15 protein-coding genes and 1 tRNA gene are annotated in these 14,183 nt (G+C 73.7%); 8 read left to right on the top strand and 8 right to left on the bottom strand.

Annotated elements, in window-relative coordinates:
• Positions 1-774: 774 nt before the first annotated feature.
• Both ACIHAR_RS04775 and ACIHAR_RS04770 read right to left on the bottom strand, forming a co-directional pair.
• Positions 775-1,437 (bottom strand): HAD family hydrolase, encoded by a 663-nt coding sequence (locus ACIHAR_RS04775; protein ID WP_365454828.1) that lies wholly within the window; start codon positions 1,435-1,437, stop codon positions 775-777.
• A gap of 168 nt (positions 1,438-1,605) precedes the next feature.
• Positions 1,606-2,187, bottom strand: a complete 582-nt coding sequence (locus tag ACIHAR_RS04770; protein ID WP_365454825.1) for a TMEM165/GDT1 family protein — start codon at positions 2,185-2,187, stop codon at positions 1,606-1,608.
• A 412-nt stretch (positions 2,188-2,599) separates the two neighbouring features.
• On the opposite strand from ACIHAR_RS04770, the gene ACIHAR_RS04765 reads away from it, so the two are divergent.
• The 5 genes from ACIHAR_RS04765 to ACIHAR_RS04745 all read left to right on the top strand — a co-directional run bounded on the left by ACIHAR_RS04765 (position 2,600) and on the right by ACIHAR_RS04745 (position 8,444).
• On the top strand, positions 2,600-3,244 hold the full coding sequence (locus ACIHAR_RS04765) for an HNH endonuclease family protein (protein ID WP_365454822.1): 645 nt from the start codon (positions 2,600-2,602) through the stop codon (positions 3,242-3,244).
• Between the two features lie 86 nt (positions 3,245-3,330).
• The gene (locus tag ACIHAR_RS04760) at positions 3,331-4,965 is read left to right on the top strand and encodes an alkaline phosphatase D family protein (protein ID WP_400016890.1); all 1,635 of its coding nucleotides are present in this window, start codon (positions 3,331-3,333) and stop codon (positions 4,963-4,965) included.
• 146 nt (positions 4,966-5,111) lie between these two features.
• On the top strand, positions 5,112-7,037 hold the full coding sequence (locus tag ACIHAR_RS04755) for an FAD/NAD(P)-binding protein (protein WP_365454816.1): 1,926 nt from the start codon (positions 5,112-5,114) through the stop codon (positions 7,035-7,037).
• 99 nt (positions 7,038-7,136) lie between these two features.
• Positions 7,137-7,592 (top strand): DoxX family protein, encoded by a 456-nt coding sequence (locus ACIHAR_RS04750; RefSeq protein ID WP_400016887.1) that lies wholly within the window; start codon positions 7,137-7,139, stop codon positions 7,590-7,592.
• A 240-nt stretch (positions 7,593-7,832) separates the two neighbouring features.
• Positions 7,833-8,444, top strand: a complete 612-nt coding sequence (locus tag ACIHAR_RS04745; protein ID WP_365454810.1) for a VTT domain-containing protein — start codon at positions 7,833-7,835, stop codon at positions 8,442-8,444.
• Positions 8,445-9,008: 564 nt separating this feature from the next.
• On the opposite strand, the gene ACIHAR_RS04740 is transcribed toward ACIHAR_RS04745, so the two are convergent.
• A complete protein-coding gene (locus ACIHAR_RS04740; RefSeq protein ID WP_400016885.1) occupies positions 9,009-9,236 on the bottom strand; it encodes a DUF2277 domain-containing protein in 228 nt (75 codons plus the stop codon).
• Between the two features lie 205 nt (positions 9,237-9,441).
• Here ACIHAR_RS04740 and ACIHAR_RS04735 point away from each other — a divergent pair, with 205 nt between their 5' ends.
• On the top strand, positions 9,442-10,341 hold the full coding sequence (locus tag ACIHAR_RS04735; protein WP_400016966.1) for a ketopantoate reductase family protein: 900 nt from the start codon (positions 9,442-9,444) through the stop codon (positions 10,339-10,341).
• Here the strand turns inward: ACIHAR_RS04735 and ACIHAR_RS04730 are convergent.
• The gene (locus ACIHAR_RS04730) at positions 10,338-10,859 is read right to left on the bottom strand and encodes a GNAT family N-acetyltransferase (protein ID WP_365454804.1); all 522 of its coding nucleotides are present in this window, start codon (positions 10,857-10,859) and stop codon (positions 10,338-10,340) included. The genes ACIHAR_RS04735 and ACIHAR_RS04730 overlap by 4 nt on opposite strands.
• 37 nt (positions 10,860-10,896) lie before the next feature.
• On the bottom strand, positions 10,897-11,469 hold the full coding sequence (locus ACIHAR_RS04725; RefSeq protein WP_400016882.1) for a GNAT family N-acetyltransferase: 573 nt from the start codon (positions 11,467-11,469) through the stop codon (positions 10,897-10,899).
• 124 nt (positions 11,470-11,593) lie between these two features.
• On the opposite strand from ACIHAR_RS04725, the gene ACIHAR_RS04720 reads away from it, so the two are divergent.
• Positions 11,594-11,938, top strand: a complete 345-nt coding sequence (locus ACIHAR_RS04720; RefSeq protein WP_365454799.1) for a hypothetical protein — start codon at positions 11,594-11,596, stop codon at positions 11,936-11,938.
• Here the strand turns inward: ACIHAR_RS04720 and ACIHAR_RS04715 are convergent.
• The 3 genes from ACIHAR_RS04715 to ACIHAR_RS04705 all read right to left on the bottom strand — a co-directional run bounded on the left by ACIHAR_RS04715 (position 11,935) and on the right by ACIHAR_RS04705 (position 13,162).
• Complete coding sequence (locus tag ACIHAR_RS04715) at positions 11,935-12,561, bottom strand: DUF305 domain-containing protein (protein ID WP_400016879.1); 627 nt, start codon at positions 12,559-12,561, stop codon at positions 11,935-11,937. The two genes, ACIHAR_RS04720 and ACIHAR_RS04715, sit on opposite strands and share 4 nt — an antisense overlap.
• Positions 12,562-12,642: 81 nt before the next feature.
• Positions 12,643-13,017 carry a DUF6153 family protein gene (locus ACIHAR_RS04710; RefSeq protein ID WP_400016877.1) on the bottom strand — a complete coding sequence of 125 codons (375 nt, stop codon included), beginning with the start codon at positions 13,015-13,017 and terminating at the stop codon, positions 12,643-12,645.
• 70 nt (positions 13,018-13,087) lie between these two features.
• Positions 13,088-13,162 (bottom strand) — tRNA-Val (locus ACIHAR_RS04705).
• Between the two features lie 193 nt (positions 13,163-13,355).
• On the opposite strand from ACIHAR_RS04705, the gene ACIHAR_RS04700 reads away from it, so the two are divergent.
• On the top strand, positions 13,356-14,162 hold the full coding sequence (locus ACIHAR_RS04700; RefSeq protein WP_400016875.1) for a DUF4097 family beta strand repeat-containing protein: 807 nt from the start codon (positions 13,356-13,358) through the stop codon (positions 14,160-14,162).
• The last annotated feature ends 21 nt before the right edge of the window (positions 14,163-14,183 follow it).

The raw sequence follows: 14,183 nt of genomic DNA, 5'->3' as shown, positions 1-14,183 counted from the left end.
AGGCACCACCACCCCACGCACCCCTACCCGCGGTCAGTCGCACCGCCGGAACCGGCACAGGCAGGCGCCGGCACCCCACAGACCGCCACCCGCGAGCGATCGCACGCCGGAAACGGCACAGGCAAGCACCGCCACCCCACACACCGCCACCCACGAGCAATCGCACGCCGGAAACGGCACGCGCAGGCACCACCACCCCACGCACCCCTACCCGCGGTCAGTCGCACCGCCGGAACCGGCACAGGCAGGCGCCGGCACCCCACAGACCGCCACCCGCGAGCAATCGCACGCCGGAAACGGCACAGGCAAGCACCGCCACCCCACACACCGCCACCCGCGAGCAATCGCACGCCGGAAACGGCACAGGCAAGCACCGCCACCCCACACACCGCCACCCGCGAGCAATCGCACGCCGGAAACGGCACAGGCAAGCACCGCCACGCACACACCGCCACCCGCGGGCAGTCGTGCCGCCAGGGGCGGCACGGGTGGCGCGGCGGCACCGCGCAACGCCGGGCTGCGCAACGCACCCCCGCCCCGCACCCAGGGCAACCCATCATCCGACGTCCAGCCGGACCCCCGCGGTCGCATACTCCCGCACCCGCAACGCCGGGCCGCGCGACAAACCCCCGCCCCGCAGCACCCAGGGCACCGCCCCAGCCGACGTCCACCCGGACACCCCCGGCTCGCCCCACCCGCGCCGGACCGCGCGACAAACCCACACCCGCGCCGGGCCGCGCAACAAACCCCCGGCCCCGCGCCCAGGCGACGGCCTCAGCCGAGGTGCAGCCGCACACCCTCCCCGGTCGCCTCCACCCGCACCCGCGTCAGATCCCGCACCACCACGTCCGCCCCGTGGAACCCGGCCCTCGGCCCGACGCCGACGACCTTCATCCCGGCGGAGCGCCCCGCGGCGATCCCCGCGCCGGAGTCCTCGAACACCACGCACTCGCCGGGATCGACCCCCAGTTCGGCGGCCCCCTTGAGGAACCCCTCGGGATCCGGCTTGCTCGCGCCGACCGACTCCGCGGTGACCCGCACGGCGGGCAGCGGGAGCCCGGCGGCGGCCATCCGCGCCGTGGACAGCGGCACGTCGGCGGACGTCACCAGCGCGTGCGGCAGCCCCCGCAGCGAGGCCATGAACTCCGCGGCGCCGGGCACCGGCACGACGCCGTCCATGTCCGCGGTCTCCTCGGCGAGCATGCGCGCGTTGTCCGCGAGGTTCTGCTCGACCGGCCGGCCCGGCAGCAGCAGCGCCATCGACGCGTGCCCCTGCCGCCCGTGCACGACCTTCATCACCTCGTCGCCGTCCAGCCCGTGCCGCTCGGCCCAGCGCCGCCAGACACGCTCCACGACGGCGTCGGAGTTGACGAGGGTGCCGTCCATGTCGAGCAGGAGGGCACGGGCGGTGAGGACGGTGGACGCGGCGGCCGGCATCGGCGACTCCAAGCACGTAGGAAGACAAGGCGGCCCCGCCCGCCGGTCAGGGAAAACGGGCGGGAGCCACTTTGTTTCTCCACGGTACAAAACAATCCGGGTATCACGCCACCCGCCCGGGGAAGCGTTCACCTTCCGTTCAGCTCGCCGGGCCGTCACCGCCCCGCGTCACCCCGCGATCGCCTCCCACAGGCTCCACACGCCGAGGCCCAGCATCAGCATCGCCGCGATCTGTGTGATCAGCTTCAGCGGAACCCGCTTCATCAGGGCCTTTCCGCCGACGATGCCCAGTCCGGCCACCGCCCACAGCGCCAGCACCGCGCCGAGGCCGACGGAGAGCGGGTCGTCGTAGCGGGCCGCGAGGTTCGCCGTCATGATCTGGGTCAGATCGCCGAACTCGGCGACGAGGATGAGCATGAAGCCCGCCCCGGAGACCTTCCAGAAGGACTGGTCCTCCGGCTTCCGGATCTCCTCCTCGGCCTCGTCCTTCTTCATCAGCAGCATCGCGGCGCCGCCCAGGAAGAGCACACCGGTCAGCGCGTGCACGAGCTGCTGCGGCAGCAGCGTCAGCACGCTGCCGGCCGCGACGGCGAGCGCGACGTGCAGCGCGAAGGCGGCGGCGACGCCCGCGAAGACGTACGAGGCGCGGTAACGGGTGCCGAGCACGAGGCCGGCGAGTGCGGTCTTGTCCGGCAGTTCGGCGAGGAAGACGACGCCGAAGACGAGCGCCGTCACGGTGAAGCTGATCAAGGGTCCTCAATCGGTCGGGGCCACCCCACCGAGAGCGCTGCTTCCTGCACACACGACACCTCGGCACGGCAGCACACACGGCATCCGCGCCGTACGGCACGGATGTGCACTGCTTGCCGAAGGTCTCGCTGGCCGGCCCGCCGTACGGGCCTGCCTCCGGGCGCCGGCTCGGCTGTCACGAGGACGAGCTGAGCAGTGTGTCGACGGTCCGGCGAAGAGCTACTCCCCTTCTGCGCCGTCCATAGTACGTGACTCCCCCACCGATCCCCGCGGGACGAAAGTCACGTCACACACCTTGTCTTGTCATGTACGCGTCATTAGCTTCTTACCGCGCGCACACCTCCCCGCAACGCGGCACCGCGAGCATTCCCCCGCTCGCACCGCAACGCCCCACATCCCCAAGGGAGTTCGCATGTCGAAGTTCTACGCGCGTCGACGGGTCAGCATACTCGCGGCGCTCACCGGGCTGGCAGTCTCCGCCGCGCTCTTCAACTCCCCGACCGCGTCCGCGGCCCTGCCCACCCCCGTCAGCGCCGCCACCGCCCGCACCTACCTCGCCTCGCTCACCGTCGCGGCCGAGGACCGCACCGGCTACAGCCGCGACCTCTTCCCGCACTGGATCACCCAGTCCGGCGCCTGCAACACCCGCGAGGTCGTCCTCAAGCGCGACGGCACGAACGTCGTCCAGGACTCCTCCTGCGCCGCCACCAGCGGCAGCTGGTACTCCCCCTACGACGGCGCCACCTGGACCGCCGCCGCAGACGTCGACATCGACCACCTCGTGCCGCTCGCCGAGGCCTGGGACTCCGGCGCCGACGGCTGGACCACCTCCCGCCGCCAGTCCTTCGCCAACGACCTCACCCGCCCGCAGCTCATCGCCGTCACCGACAACGTCAACCAGGCCAAGGGCGACCAGGACCCCGCCACCTGGATGCCGTCCCGCACGGCCTACCGCTGCACGTACGTCCGCGCCTGGGTGCAGGTGAAGTACTACTACGGCCTGTCGGTCGACTCCGCCGAGAAGAGCGCGCTGACCAGCTACCTCTCCGCCTGCTGAGCCGCCCCGCCGACTGCCTGCGCGCGGAATCTGTCCCTGCGCCTCCGTCGTTCCGTACCGTACGGGGCGACGGAGGAGGCGATCACGTGGCCGGACTGCGGCTGGGACCCCTGTTGAGATACGCCGACGGCTCGGACGCGACCGTCTGGGTCGAGACGAGCCGTCCGTGCACCGCCGAGGTGCGCTGCGCCGACGGCTCGGGCGGAACGTCCCGCACCTTCCAGGTGGCGGGTCATCACTACGCCCTGGTACCGGTGACCGGCCTGACCCCGGGCACGGAGACCGCGTACGAGGTGTTCCTCGACGGGGCGCGGGTGTGGCCCCTGCCCGACGACTCCGCCCCGTCGCTCCCGCCCTCCGTCATCCGCACCCGGGCCACCGGCGACGAGGTGCGCGTGGCCTTCGGCTCCTGCCGGTGGGCGGCGCCCCCGTCCGGCGAGCACGACCCCGCGGGCCCGGACGCCCTGGACAGCCTGGCCGAGCGCATCGCCGCCGACCCGCCGGGCGAGCGGCCCGACGTCCTGCTGCTGCTCGGCGACCAGGTGTACGCGGACGAGACCTCCGACGCGACCCGTCGGCGGCTCGGCGCCCGCCGCGACCTCGCCGAACCCCCGGGCGCCGAGGTCGCCGACTACGAGGAGTACACCTGGCTGTACTACGAGTCCTGGCTCGACCCCCAGGTGCGCTGGCTGCTGTCCACCGTCCCCAGTTGCATGATCTTCGACGACCACGACGTCATCGACGACTGGAACACCTCCGCCGCCTGGCTCGCCGACATGCGGGTCAAGCCCTGGTGGCGCGAGCGGATCCTGAGCGGCCTGATGTCGTACTGGGTCCACCAGCACCTCGGCAACCTCTCCCCGGCCGCGCTGGCCGCCGACCCGCTCTACGCGGCCGTACGCGCCGCCCCCGACGGCACCGACGCCCTGCGCGACTTCGCCTGCCGCGCCGACGCGGACCGCGCCTCCGTGCGCTGGAGCTACCGGCGTGACTTCGGGCGGGTCCGCCTGCTGATGGTGGACACCCGGGCCGCGCGGGTGCTGGAGGAGGACGAGCGGGCGATGCTCGACCCGGGAACGGCCGCGTGGCTGCGCGAGCAGGCCCTGGAGGAGCGCGGTTCCTACGACCACCTCCTCGTCGGCACCTCCCTGCCCTGGCTGCTCCCGCACCTGGTGCACGACGCCGAGACGTGGAACGCGGCCCTGTGCCGGGGCGAGCGGGGCGCGCGGTGGGCACGGCTCGGGGAGAAGGTGCGGCGGGCGGCCGACCTGGAGCACTGGGCGGCGTTCCCCGGCTCCTTCACCGCGCTGACCGAGCTGCTCGCCGAGGTCGGTACGGGGGCGGAGGCGCCGGCGAGCGTGCTCGTGCTGTCGGGAGACGTGCACCACGCGTACGTGGCCGAGCCGCGGTGGCCGGCCGCCGCTCCCGACGCCAGGGTGCTGCAACTGACGTGTTCGCCCGTCCACAACTCCGTCCCCCTGTCGATCCGGGCCGGTTTCAGCTTCGGGTGGGGCGCCGTGGCCCGCGCGCTGGGGCGCCGGCTCGCGCGGCACGGGCGCTGCCCCCGGCCGGTCGTGGACTGGCGCAAGACCGGCGGGCCCTGGTTCGGCAACCAGCTCATGACCCTGACGCTGCGCGGGCGTTCGGCCCGGCTGCGGCTGGAGCAGGCGCGGGCCGAGGGCGGGCTGACAACTGTGGAGGAGTCCGACTTGACCCGCTGACGAGGACCAACCGGGGCCTGTGGGGCCCGCGTTGGCTTCCGTGCGACCCGGGGGCATGATGAGGCGGACCGTCCGCTTCCATCGGCCCACCGGGACTCCGCGGACGGCCCGCTCCATCGCGCCCCACACGCCCGGGAGTCACCCCCTTGCCCTCAGAGAACGCGGAACCGGCGTCGCACACCGACAGCCCGCGCCCCGCGCCGGTCACCGTCGCCGTCGCCCTCGTCGGCGCCGGGCCGCGCGGCACCAGCGTCCTGGAACGCCTCTGCGCGTCCGCGCCGGACCTCCTCCCGCCCGGGGCGCGCCTGACGGTCCACGTCGTCGACCCGGCACCGCCCGGACCGGGCCGCGTCTGGCGTACGGCGCAGTCGCCGGAGCTGCTGATGAACACCGTGGCCTGCCAGGTGACCCTGTTCACCGACGACAGCGTGGACTGCGCGGGCCCGATCCGGCCGGGCCCCAGCCTGCACGAGTGGGCGGGCGGCGCACTGGGCCCGGACGACTACCCGACCCGCGCCCACTACGGCCGCTACCTGGAGTGGGTGTTCGCGCGGACGGTACGCCAGGCCCCGCCCCCGGTCCGGGTGGAGACGCACGCGGCCCGGGCGGTCCGGCTCGACGACGCCGCCGACGGCCGCCAGGTGCTCACCCTGGACGACGGCCGGGTGCTGGTCGGCCTGTCGGCCGTGGTCCTCGCGCAGGGACACCTGCCGGTGGTCGCCGACCCGGCCCAGCAGCGCCACGCCGCCCATGCCGCACGCCACGGCCTGCGCCACGTCCCGCCCGCCAACCCGGCCGACGTCGATCTCTCCGGCCTCGCCCCCGGCGAACCGGTGCTGCTGCGGGGCCTGGGCCTGAACTTCTTCGACCACATGGCCCTGCTCACGACCGGCCGGGGCGGCCGCTTCGTCTCGGACGGCGCCCGCGGGCTGCGCTACCTGCCCTCGGGCCGCGAGCCGCGCCTGTACGCCGGCTCCCGGCGCGGCGTGCCGTACCAGGCGCGCGGCGACAACGCCAAGGGCCCCTACGGCCGCCACCTGCCGCTCGTCCTCACCCCGGAGGTCGTCTCGGGCTTCCGCAAGCGCGCGGACTCCGGTGACCCGCCCGACTTCCTGACGGAGATCTGGCCACTGGTGGCCAAGGAGGTGGAGACGGTCTACTACACGGCGCTCCTGCGCCGCCCGGAGTTCGCCGACCGCTTCCTCGCCGTCCCGCACCGCGATCCCCAAGAGGCCGTCGTCCTGGACGCGTTCGGCGTGGCGGAGACCGATCGCTGGAGCTGGGACCGGATCTCCCGGCCGTACACGGCACGGGAGTTCGCCCATCCCGGCCAGTGGCGGGAGTGGCTGCTGGGATACCTGCGACGGGACGCCGAGGAGGCGGCGCGGGGCAATGTGCGCGGACCGTCGAAGGCCGCGCTGGACGTGCTGCGCGACCTGCGCAACGAGCTGCGGCTGGTCGTCGACCACGGGGGGATAGCGGGCGCGTCCCGCCGGGACCACCTCGACCGGTGGTACACCCCGCTCAACGCCTTCCTCTCCATCGGCCCGCCCCGCCGCCGTATCGAGGAGCTGGCGGCGCTGGTGGAGGCGGGGGTGGTGGAGGTGCTGGGGCCCCGGCTGGAGGTGCGGGAGGAGGACGGGGCCTGGCGGGCTCACTCCCCGGACGTGCCGGGATCGGCCGTCCGGGTGACATCTCTCATAGAGGCCCGGCTGCCGGAACCGGATCTGCGACGCACCGCCGACGGCCTCCTCGCCCGGCTGCTGAGGACCGGGCAGTGCCGCCCGCACACGGTCGACGGTCATGTGACGGGAGGGCTGGACGTCACCCCACGGCCCTACCACCTGATCAACCGTCAGGGCCGGTCCCATGCACGGCGGTTCGCGTTCGGCGTCCCCACGGAGGGCGTGCACTGGGTGACCGCGGCGGGCGCCCGCCCGGGGGTGGACTCGGTCACGCTGTCGGACGCGGACGCGGTGGCGAGAGCGGTCCTGCGGGCGGCGGCGACGGAAGCGGACGGTCAAGCGGAATCCACGCCATGGCCGAATGTTGAACTTGCAAGCATCGATTAGGTCCACCTACCGTGGGTCGCTCATTCGGTACCGCCGCCCCACCGGCCGGTCCACCCCCAGGGTCGGCCGCACGACCGACACCGAAGGAGTACCCCCCACATGTCCGCTCGTCTCGACACCGCACAGCCCTATGCGGTCGGTCTGTTCCGCATCGTCGTCGGCCTGCTCTTCGCCTGCCACGGCGCCGCCTCGCTCTTCGGCGTCCTCGGCGGAGTCTCCGGCACGAACGGCGGCACCGTCGCCACCGGTACCTGGCCGGGCTGGTACGCGGCCGTGATCCAGCTCGTCTGCGGCAGCCTGGTCCTTCTCGGCCTCGGCACCCGCGCCGCCGCGCTCCTCGCCTCGGGCTCCATGGCGTACGCGTACTTCAAGGTCCACCAGCCGGAGGCGCTGTGGCCGATGGAGAACGGCGGCGAGGCCTCCGCGATGTTCTGCTGGGCCTTCCTGCTGCTGGTCTTCACCGGCTCGGGCGCGCTCGGCCTGGACCGGCTGTTCACCCGACGGACGGCGGAGCAGCGGGAGCCGACGGCCCGGAAGGCGACGGTCACGGCCTGAGGCGCCGGCCGGCGCGTTCCCCTCCCCTGTTCGTTGGAGCCCGGCCGACGACGGTCGGGCTCCGGCGAACGGGAGAGGCCGTGGGCCGAGTGAACGTGCTGTGCCGAACACACGAGCCCCCGGTGAAAGCCGTGTCACACCCCACGCGTACGCTGTATGGCTGTCATTGGCCGCACCTGCCGCTCCCCCGCGACACCGCGGCACGGTCAGGCCGCACGGGGGAGACACGGGGAGTCCGCGGTGTTCGAAGGTGTGGGGGCGTTCATCGGCGCTCCATGGATCTATGCGCTGGTGGCGCTGTCCGTGCTGCTCGACGTGTTCCTGCCGGTGCTGCCGAGCGGAGTGCTCGTCATCGCGGCGGCCACGGCGGCGGCCGCGGGCTCGGGAGCGGCGACCGGGCTGGTCGCCCACGAGGTTCCGGACATCCTGGTGCTGATCCTCTCCGCCGCGACGGCCTCGGTGCTGGGTGACCTGGCGGCCTACCGCCTGGCCTGGCGGGGCGGCGAACGCCTGGACCGCGCGATCTCCCGCTCCCGGCGCCTCACCACCGCGCAGGAACGTCTCGGCGGAGCCCTGGCACGGGGTGGCGGCGCCCTGGTCGTCCTGGCCCGTTTCGCCCCCGCCGGCCGCTCGGTGGTGTCCCTCATCGCGGGCGCCGCACACCGCCGCCCCCGCGACTTCCTCCCCTGGTCCGCCCTGGCCGGCCTCTCCTGGGCCGGCTACAGCGTCGCCCTCGGGTACTTCGGCGCCCACTGGCTGGGCGCGACATGGCTCGCGACGGGCGTGTCGGTGGTGGCCCTCTCCGGAGCGGGAGCGGCAGCGGCCTACCTGATGCGCCGCCAGCCGGCCTAGCCCTCACGGGCCCCGACCCGGGCCCCCGGCCCGCTCGGGCCGCCGCCCGGCGGACAGTCGTGCCGCCTCGCACGGCACGAACGGGCCCGGCGACACCGCGCCCGCTCAAGCAGTCGACCGCGGACGCCGCCCGCGCCGGGAGCCGCGGTGAGCGGGACGGCCGCGGCCGCAGCCCCGGTCCGCCACGCCGCCGCACCGCGGGCAGGTCGTAGCTCTCCCCGTGCCTCAAGGGCCTGGGAGATACCCCTAGGACGGCAGGACGGCAAGAACGGCACGGGGTGGGCGCGGCGGCACCTCGCCGGCGCCGGGCTGCGCATCCCGCCCCCGGGCGCCGACCCCGGGCACGCACGCCCGCAACCGGCGTCACCGGCTTGCCAACCTCAGAGCCGACCTCGCACCCGGCCTCACCGGCTTACCTCAGGACCGACCTCGGGCACACCGCCACCGGCGTCACCGGCTCACCCCCAGCAGGGACCTCCAGGCACAGCGGCCACCGGCGTCACCCGCTCACGCCTCCGCCGTGCAGCCCGCCGACACCGTCGCCGCGCGCCGCAGGCCACGGCCTCACCCCCGCCCCGCCGCAGACCCCCGTATCTCCAGCCCGCCCAGCAACTCGGCCGTGGCCCCCGCGATCGCCTCCACCGCCTTGTCGAACACCTCCCGGTTGTGCGCGGCAGGCGCCCGGAAGCCGGACACCTTCCGCACGTACTGCAGGGCCGCGGCCCTGATCTCCTCCTCGGTGGCCTCCTCGGCCAGCACGGGCGGGCGAAGCGTCTTGATACTCCGGCACATGCCCCCAGTCTCCCCCCACCCCGCCCTCTCCGTCGCCCCTTCGCCCGTCTCTCCAGCACCCCTGCCCCGCCCGTGCCCCAAGCCCTGTGCCCCCGTGGCCACGCCCCTCCCCCGGGCGCCCTTTCCTTCCCCACCACCCCCTGCCATGATCACCTCCGAGGCGGCCACCACACCGGGGCCGACCGACGAGAGGATCACCATCGCCATGGCGAACGAACGCACCGTCGCCGTCCTCGGCCCCGGCGGGATCGGCGGCCTGCTCGCCGCCCTCCTGTCCCGAGCCGGCCACCACGTGACCTGCCTGGCCGGCGACGAGACGGCCGCACACCTGCGCACCCACGGCATCCGCGTCCGCAGCAAGCAGTTCGGCGAGTTCACGGCCCCCGTGGACGCCGACACCGAACTCCGCTCGCCCGTCGACGCGGTGCTGATCGCCGTCAAGCACACCAGCCTGGACGCGGCCCTCACCCGCCTCCCCGCCCCGGCCCTCGGCGACGCCCTCCTCGTGCCGTTCCTGAACGGCGTCGAGCACCCGGCGGCACTCCGCGCCCACCACCGCCCGGACCGCGTCGCCCCCGCCGTCATCCGTGTCGAATCCACCCGGGTCGCCCCGGGCGTGATCCGACACGACAGCCCCTTCACGGAGATCGACCTCACCGGCGACCAGGCCGCCCGCCCCCGTCTGAACGCCCTTGCGCGGGCCTTCTCCGAGGCCGGCCCGGCCACCCGCGTCCTGCCGGACGAGACGGCCGCACTCTGGGCCAAGATGTCCTTCCTCGCCCCCTTCGCCCTCCTCACCACCCGGTACGCCCTCCCCCTGGGCGAGGTCCGCACCCGCCACCGTGACGAACTGACCGCCCTGGTGGAGGAGACGGCGGCCGTCAGCCGGGCCTGCGGCGCCCCCGCCGACGCGGCCCAGGCACTCGCCCGGTACGACGCCTTCCCGCCCGCCACCAGATCCTCCATGCAGCGCGACGCCGAGGCGGGCCGCCCCCTCGAACTCGACGCGATCGGAGGAGCGCTGCTGCGGGCGGCCGAGCGGCACGGGGTACCGGTGCCGGTGACCGCCCGCCTGGTGGAGGAGTTGCGACTCGCGGGCCACTAAGGCCTGTCCGCCTGGGCCACGTCGACACACCAGTCGTTGGACCTGATCCAGTTCCCCTTCGGGTACTCGAAGTCGGCCTGTCCGAGCAGGGTGAACCCTGCCTTGCGGCACACCGCGTTGGACGCCGCGTGGCCCACACCGGGGAACGCGTGCAGGGTCGGGTGACCGCCGGCGCGCCGTACGACCTCGACGAGGGCGCGGGCGGCCTGCGCGGCGAGCCCCCGGCCCTGGAACTCGGGAAGGACGCACCAGCCGGTCTCCCACACCGTGGCGCCCCGCCATTCGCGCTCCCAGTACCCGATCGACCCGACGGTCTCGCCGCCGTCCGCCAGGGTGACCCGGTACATGCACCCGGCCGACACCTCGAGATACCGCCGGTGCCGGTCGGCGAGCTTCTCCTCGCTCTCCGGCCCCCCGAGGTGCTCGGTCATCTCCGGGCTGTTGGTCCGCCGCAGCAACCAGAAGTCGCCCTCCGCCCACGGCACCAGCCGCACCTGCTCCACACCCGTGAGGTCCATGCCGCCACCGTAGGACAGGGGTCTGACATCCGATCCGTCAGCGCAGGTCGAGCCGCATCAGGATCCGGGGATGGCCGGCCAGCACGGAGGTGGTGTCGGCGGCGTGAACGAACCCGGCGCGTTCGAAGTTCCTGCGGATCCCGGCGTACGCCATCGTCAGGTCGACCCTGGCGTCGCCGTTGTCGAGGGGGTACGCCTCGATCACCGGCGCGCCGTGCGCGCGGGCGAAGTCGACCGCGCCGGCGATGAGGGCGTGCGAGATGCCCTTCTTGCGGTGTCCCGGCCGTACGCGGACGCACCACAGCGACCAGACCGGCAGGTCGTCGACGTGCGGGATCCTGCGGCTGCGTGCGAAGGAGGTGTCCGCGCGCGGTGCCACCGCGGCCCAGCCGACCGGCTCGTCGCCGTCGTAGGCGAGCACCCCCGGCGGGGTCCCCGTGCGGCACAGCTCGGCGACGTACTCGCCACGGGTCGGTCCACGGAGCTCCTTGTTGAGCTTGGACGGGATCCGGTAGCTCAGGCACCAGCAGACGTCGGCCGCGGGCGACTTCGGGCCGAGCACAGCACGGACGTCCGCGAAGACCGAGGCCGGCCGCACGTCGATGGTCATGGCACCACGATGTCACGGCCTCCGGGGCGCGCACCGCTCCATTCTTCGATCACGACGACCATCGAACACACGAACCACCCGCAGGAACTCGCCACCCAAATTCGAACAGGCGTAGCATTGCCGCGTGGCTACGACCTATGACTTTCCCAGCGACCTGCGCGCCGGTCAGGAGGAGCTGCATCAGGTCCGGGCCGAGCTGTCGGCCCTGCTGAAGCGGCTTCCCTGGTCGGTCGAGCCGCTGGACGGCTTCAGTGACGACGGCGGCTGGCGCAAGGTGGAGCGTCCCGCCTCCCCCGGCTGGACGGCCGACGAACAGGCCGAGGTGGAGAAGCTCCGGCAGCGGGAGCACGAACTCGCGGTGTTCGTGAGCGGTCACCGCTTCTGGGCGGAGGTCGCGGCCGCGGACCGGGTGGAGGCCCGTATGCGGCTCAAGCACGCGCACGAGACCCCACCCGGCGAGGAGGGCTAGCCCTCTCCGCCCTGCTTGCCGAGAAGCTCGTTCATCTCCTCGATCTCGGCCTGCTGCCCGGTGACGATGTCGCCGGCCATCTCCTTGGCGGGCCCGTGACGCCCCTTGTCCTGCTCGGTCCTGGCCATGGCGACGGCGCCCTCGTGGTGCTCGACCATCATGGCCAGGAACGCCGTGTCGAAGGCCTTGCCGGAGGCCTTCTCCAGCTTCTCCATGTCCGCCTCGTCCATCATCCCGGCCATGCCGGAGTGGGAGGAGTGATCCGTCGCGCCCGCCTCGGGCACGGCCTCGCCCCAGGCCTCCAGCCAGCCGGTCAGGGTCCGGATCTCCGGGTCCTGCGCCTTCTCGATCCGTGCCGCGAGATCCACGACCTGCGCGGACGAGGCCCGGTCGGCGGCGAGCGCCGCCATCTCCAGTGCCTGCCGGTGGTGCGGGATCATGCCCTGCGCGAAGACGACGTCCTGGTCGTTGTGCGTACGCGCGGAACCCGGGGACGACGAAGAGGCGGAGGACGAGGAACCGTGCCCCTCGTGGCCGCCGCCGCACGCGGCCAGAACCAGCGCGGCGGTCGCCGTCGCCACCGTGAGGGCGGCACGGCGGGGCAGGGTACGGGTGAGGGTCATACGTGAACTCCTGTGCTGAGAGAGGGATCGGGACACGTCGACGCGCCGCGCCGGTCGACGACGCGGTGCGGTGCGGTGTGTCTAGATCCGCAGGAGCTGGAGTTCGGCCAGGGAGGGCGGGGCCCGGGCGCCGTCCTGGTCCGTGGCGGCGTCCGCGCACGCGGCCCGGTCCGGTACAAGCGGGGAGGACGGGTCGGGGACGAGCGCGGGCAGCTCGGGCGTTCCGCTCACCGCGCCCGAGGCGCAGGTCGCGTCGGCGTGCCGCAGGTGCCCGCCGCCGCAGTGACCCCCGTCGCCGCAGCCGTCGTGCGCGACGGTCACGGCAGCGGCCGTGAGGTGCGAGGAGGCGTGCTCGTGGACCGTTCCCCCGGGCGCGAGGCCGTGCATGCCCAGGAGCCCCACGAGGAGCCCCAGCACGCCCAGCATCCGCCGTCCCGGCCCGTTCACCCGCCCCATGCTAGGGAGTGTCCGTACGGGACACGCGAGAGGGCCCCCGGAACTCTCCGGGGGCCCTCTCGTCTTCTCCTGGTGGGCGCGGACGGTTTCGAACCGCCGACATCCTGCTTGTAAGGCAGGCGCTCTACCCCTGAGCTACGCACCCAGGACGAGTCGACAGCCTACATTGCCGGGGGCACTGCCCCGCAAACCCGTATCGGGTCGTCCCCTCGGGGGTTATCCCCACCCCGGATCCGGGAGCGCACCGGATCGCCCGGCGGACGGCGGCTCCCTACCGTCGTAGGCGTCACCGAAGAGGCGTCGACGCGGACCCGCGGTCCGTCCAGGGGGAGACCACCATGACCCGTACCACCGTCCCGGCACGCCCGGCCCGTACGACGCGCACCGCCCGCACCGCCCGCACGGTCCTCGTCACCGGTGTCGTCCTCGCGCTCGCCGTGACCGCCGGCGCCTGCGCCACCGCGGGCGACGACGAGCACCCCGACCACCGGTCCTTCGCCCTGCGGGGAGACACCCTCACCGTGGACTCCGACGACTCGGCGCTGGAGATCGTCGCCTCGGAAACGCACGAGAAGGGCAGGGTCGAGGTCACGCGGTGGTTCGACCGGTCGGTCGCCCTCGGCAAGGACCCGGAGGTGTCCTGGTCGATGACGGACGACCGGCTGGTACTGCGCGTGAGCTGCTCCGGCGTGGTCGCCGACTGCGCGGCCAAGCACCGCATCGAGGTGCCCCGGGGCGTCTCCGTCGAGGTCGAGGAAGACGACGGCAGTGTCCGCGCACGCGGGTTCCGGGACGCCCTGAGCATCCGCACGGCCGACGGCTCGGTGCGGGTCACGGACTCCAGCGGGCCGCTGGACCTGCGGAGCGACGACGGTTCGGTGCGGGCCGAGGTCGACTCGCGCCGGGTCAGCGCGCGGACCCAGGACGGCTCGGTCCGGCTCGACCTGGGCGCCGTACCGGACCGGGTGGAGGCGGTCTCCGACGACGGTTCGGTGACGGTGGAGCTGCCCCGGGCGACCTACCGCGTGACGGCACGGACCGAGGACGGCGCGGTGGACGTGTCCGTGCCCCGGGACGACTCCAGCGCGCACGTGGTGTCCGCGCGGACGCAGGACGGCGAAGTCACCGTCAGGAACGTGAACTGACCGGCCCGTGTGTTCGTCCTT

It is taken from the genome of Streptomyces sp. NPDC052016 (assembly GCF_044548445.1).
GTDB lineage: Bacteria > Actinomycetota > Actinomycetes > Streptomycetales > Streptomycetaceae > Streptomyces.
The sequence above is the reverse complement of the archived record's forward strand: the minus strand, read 5'-3'. Positions and strand labels throughout refer to the sequence as shown.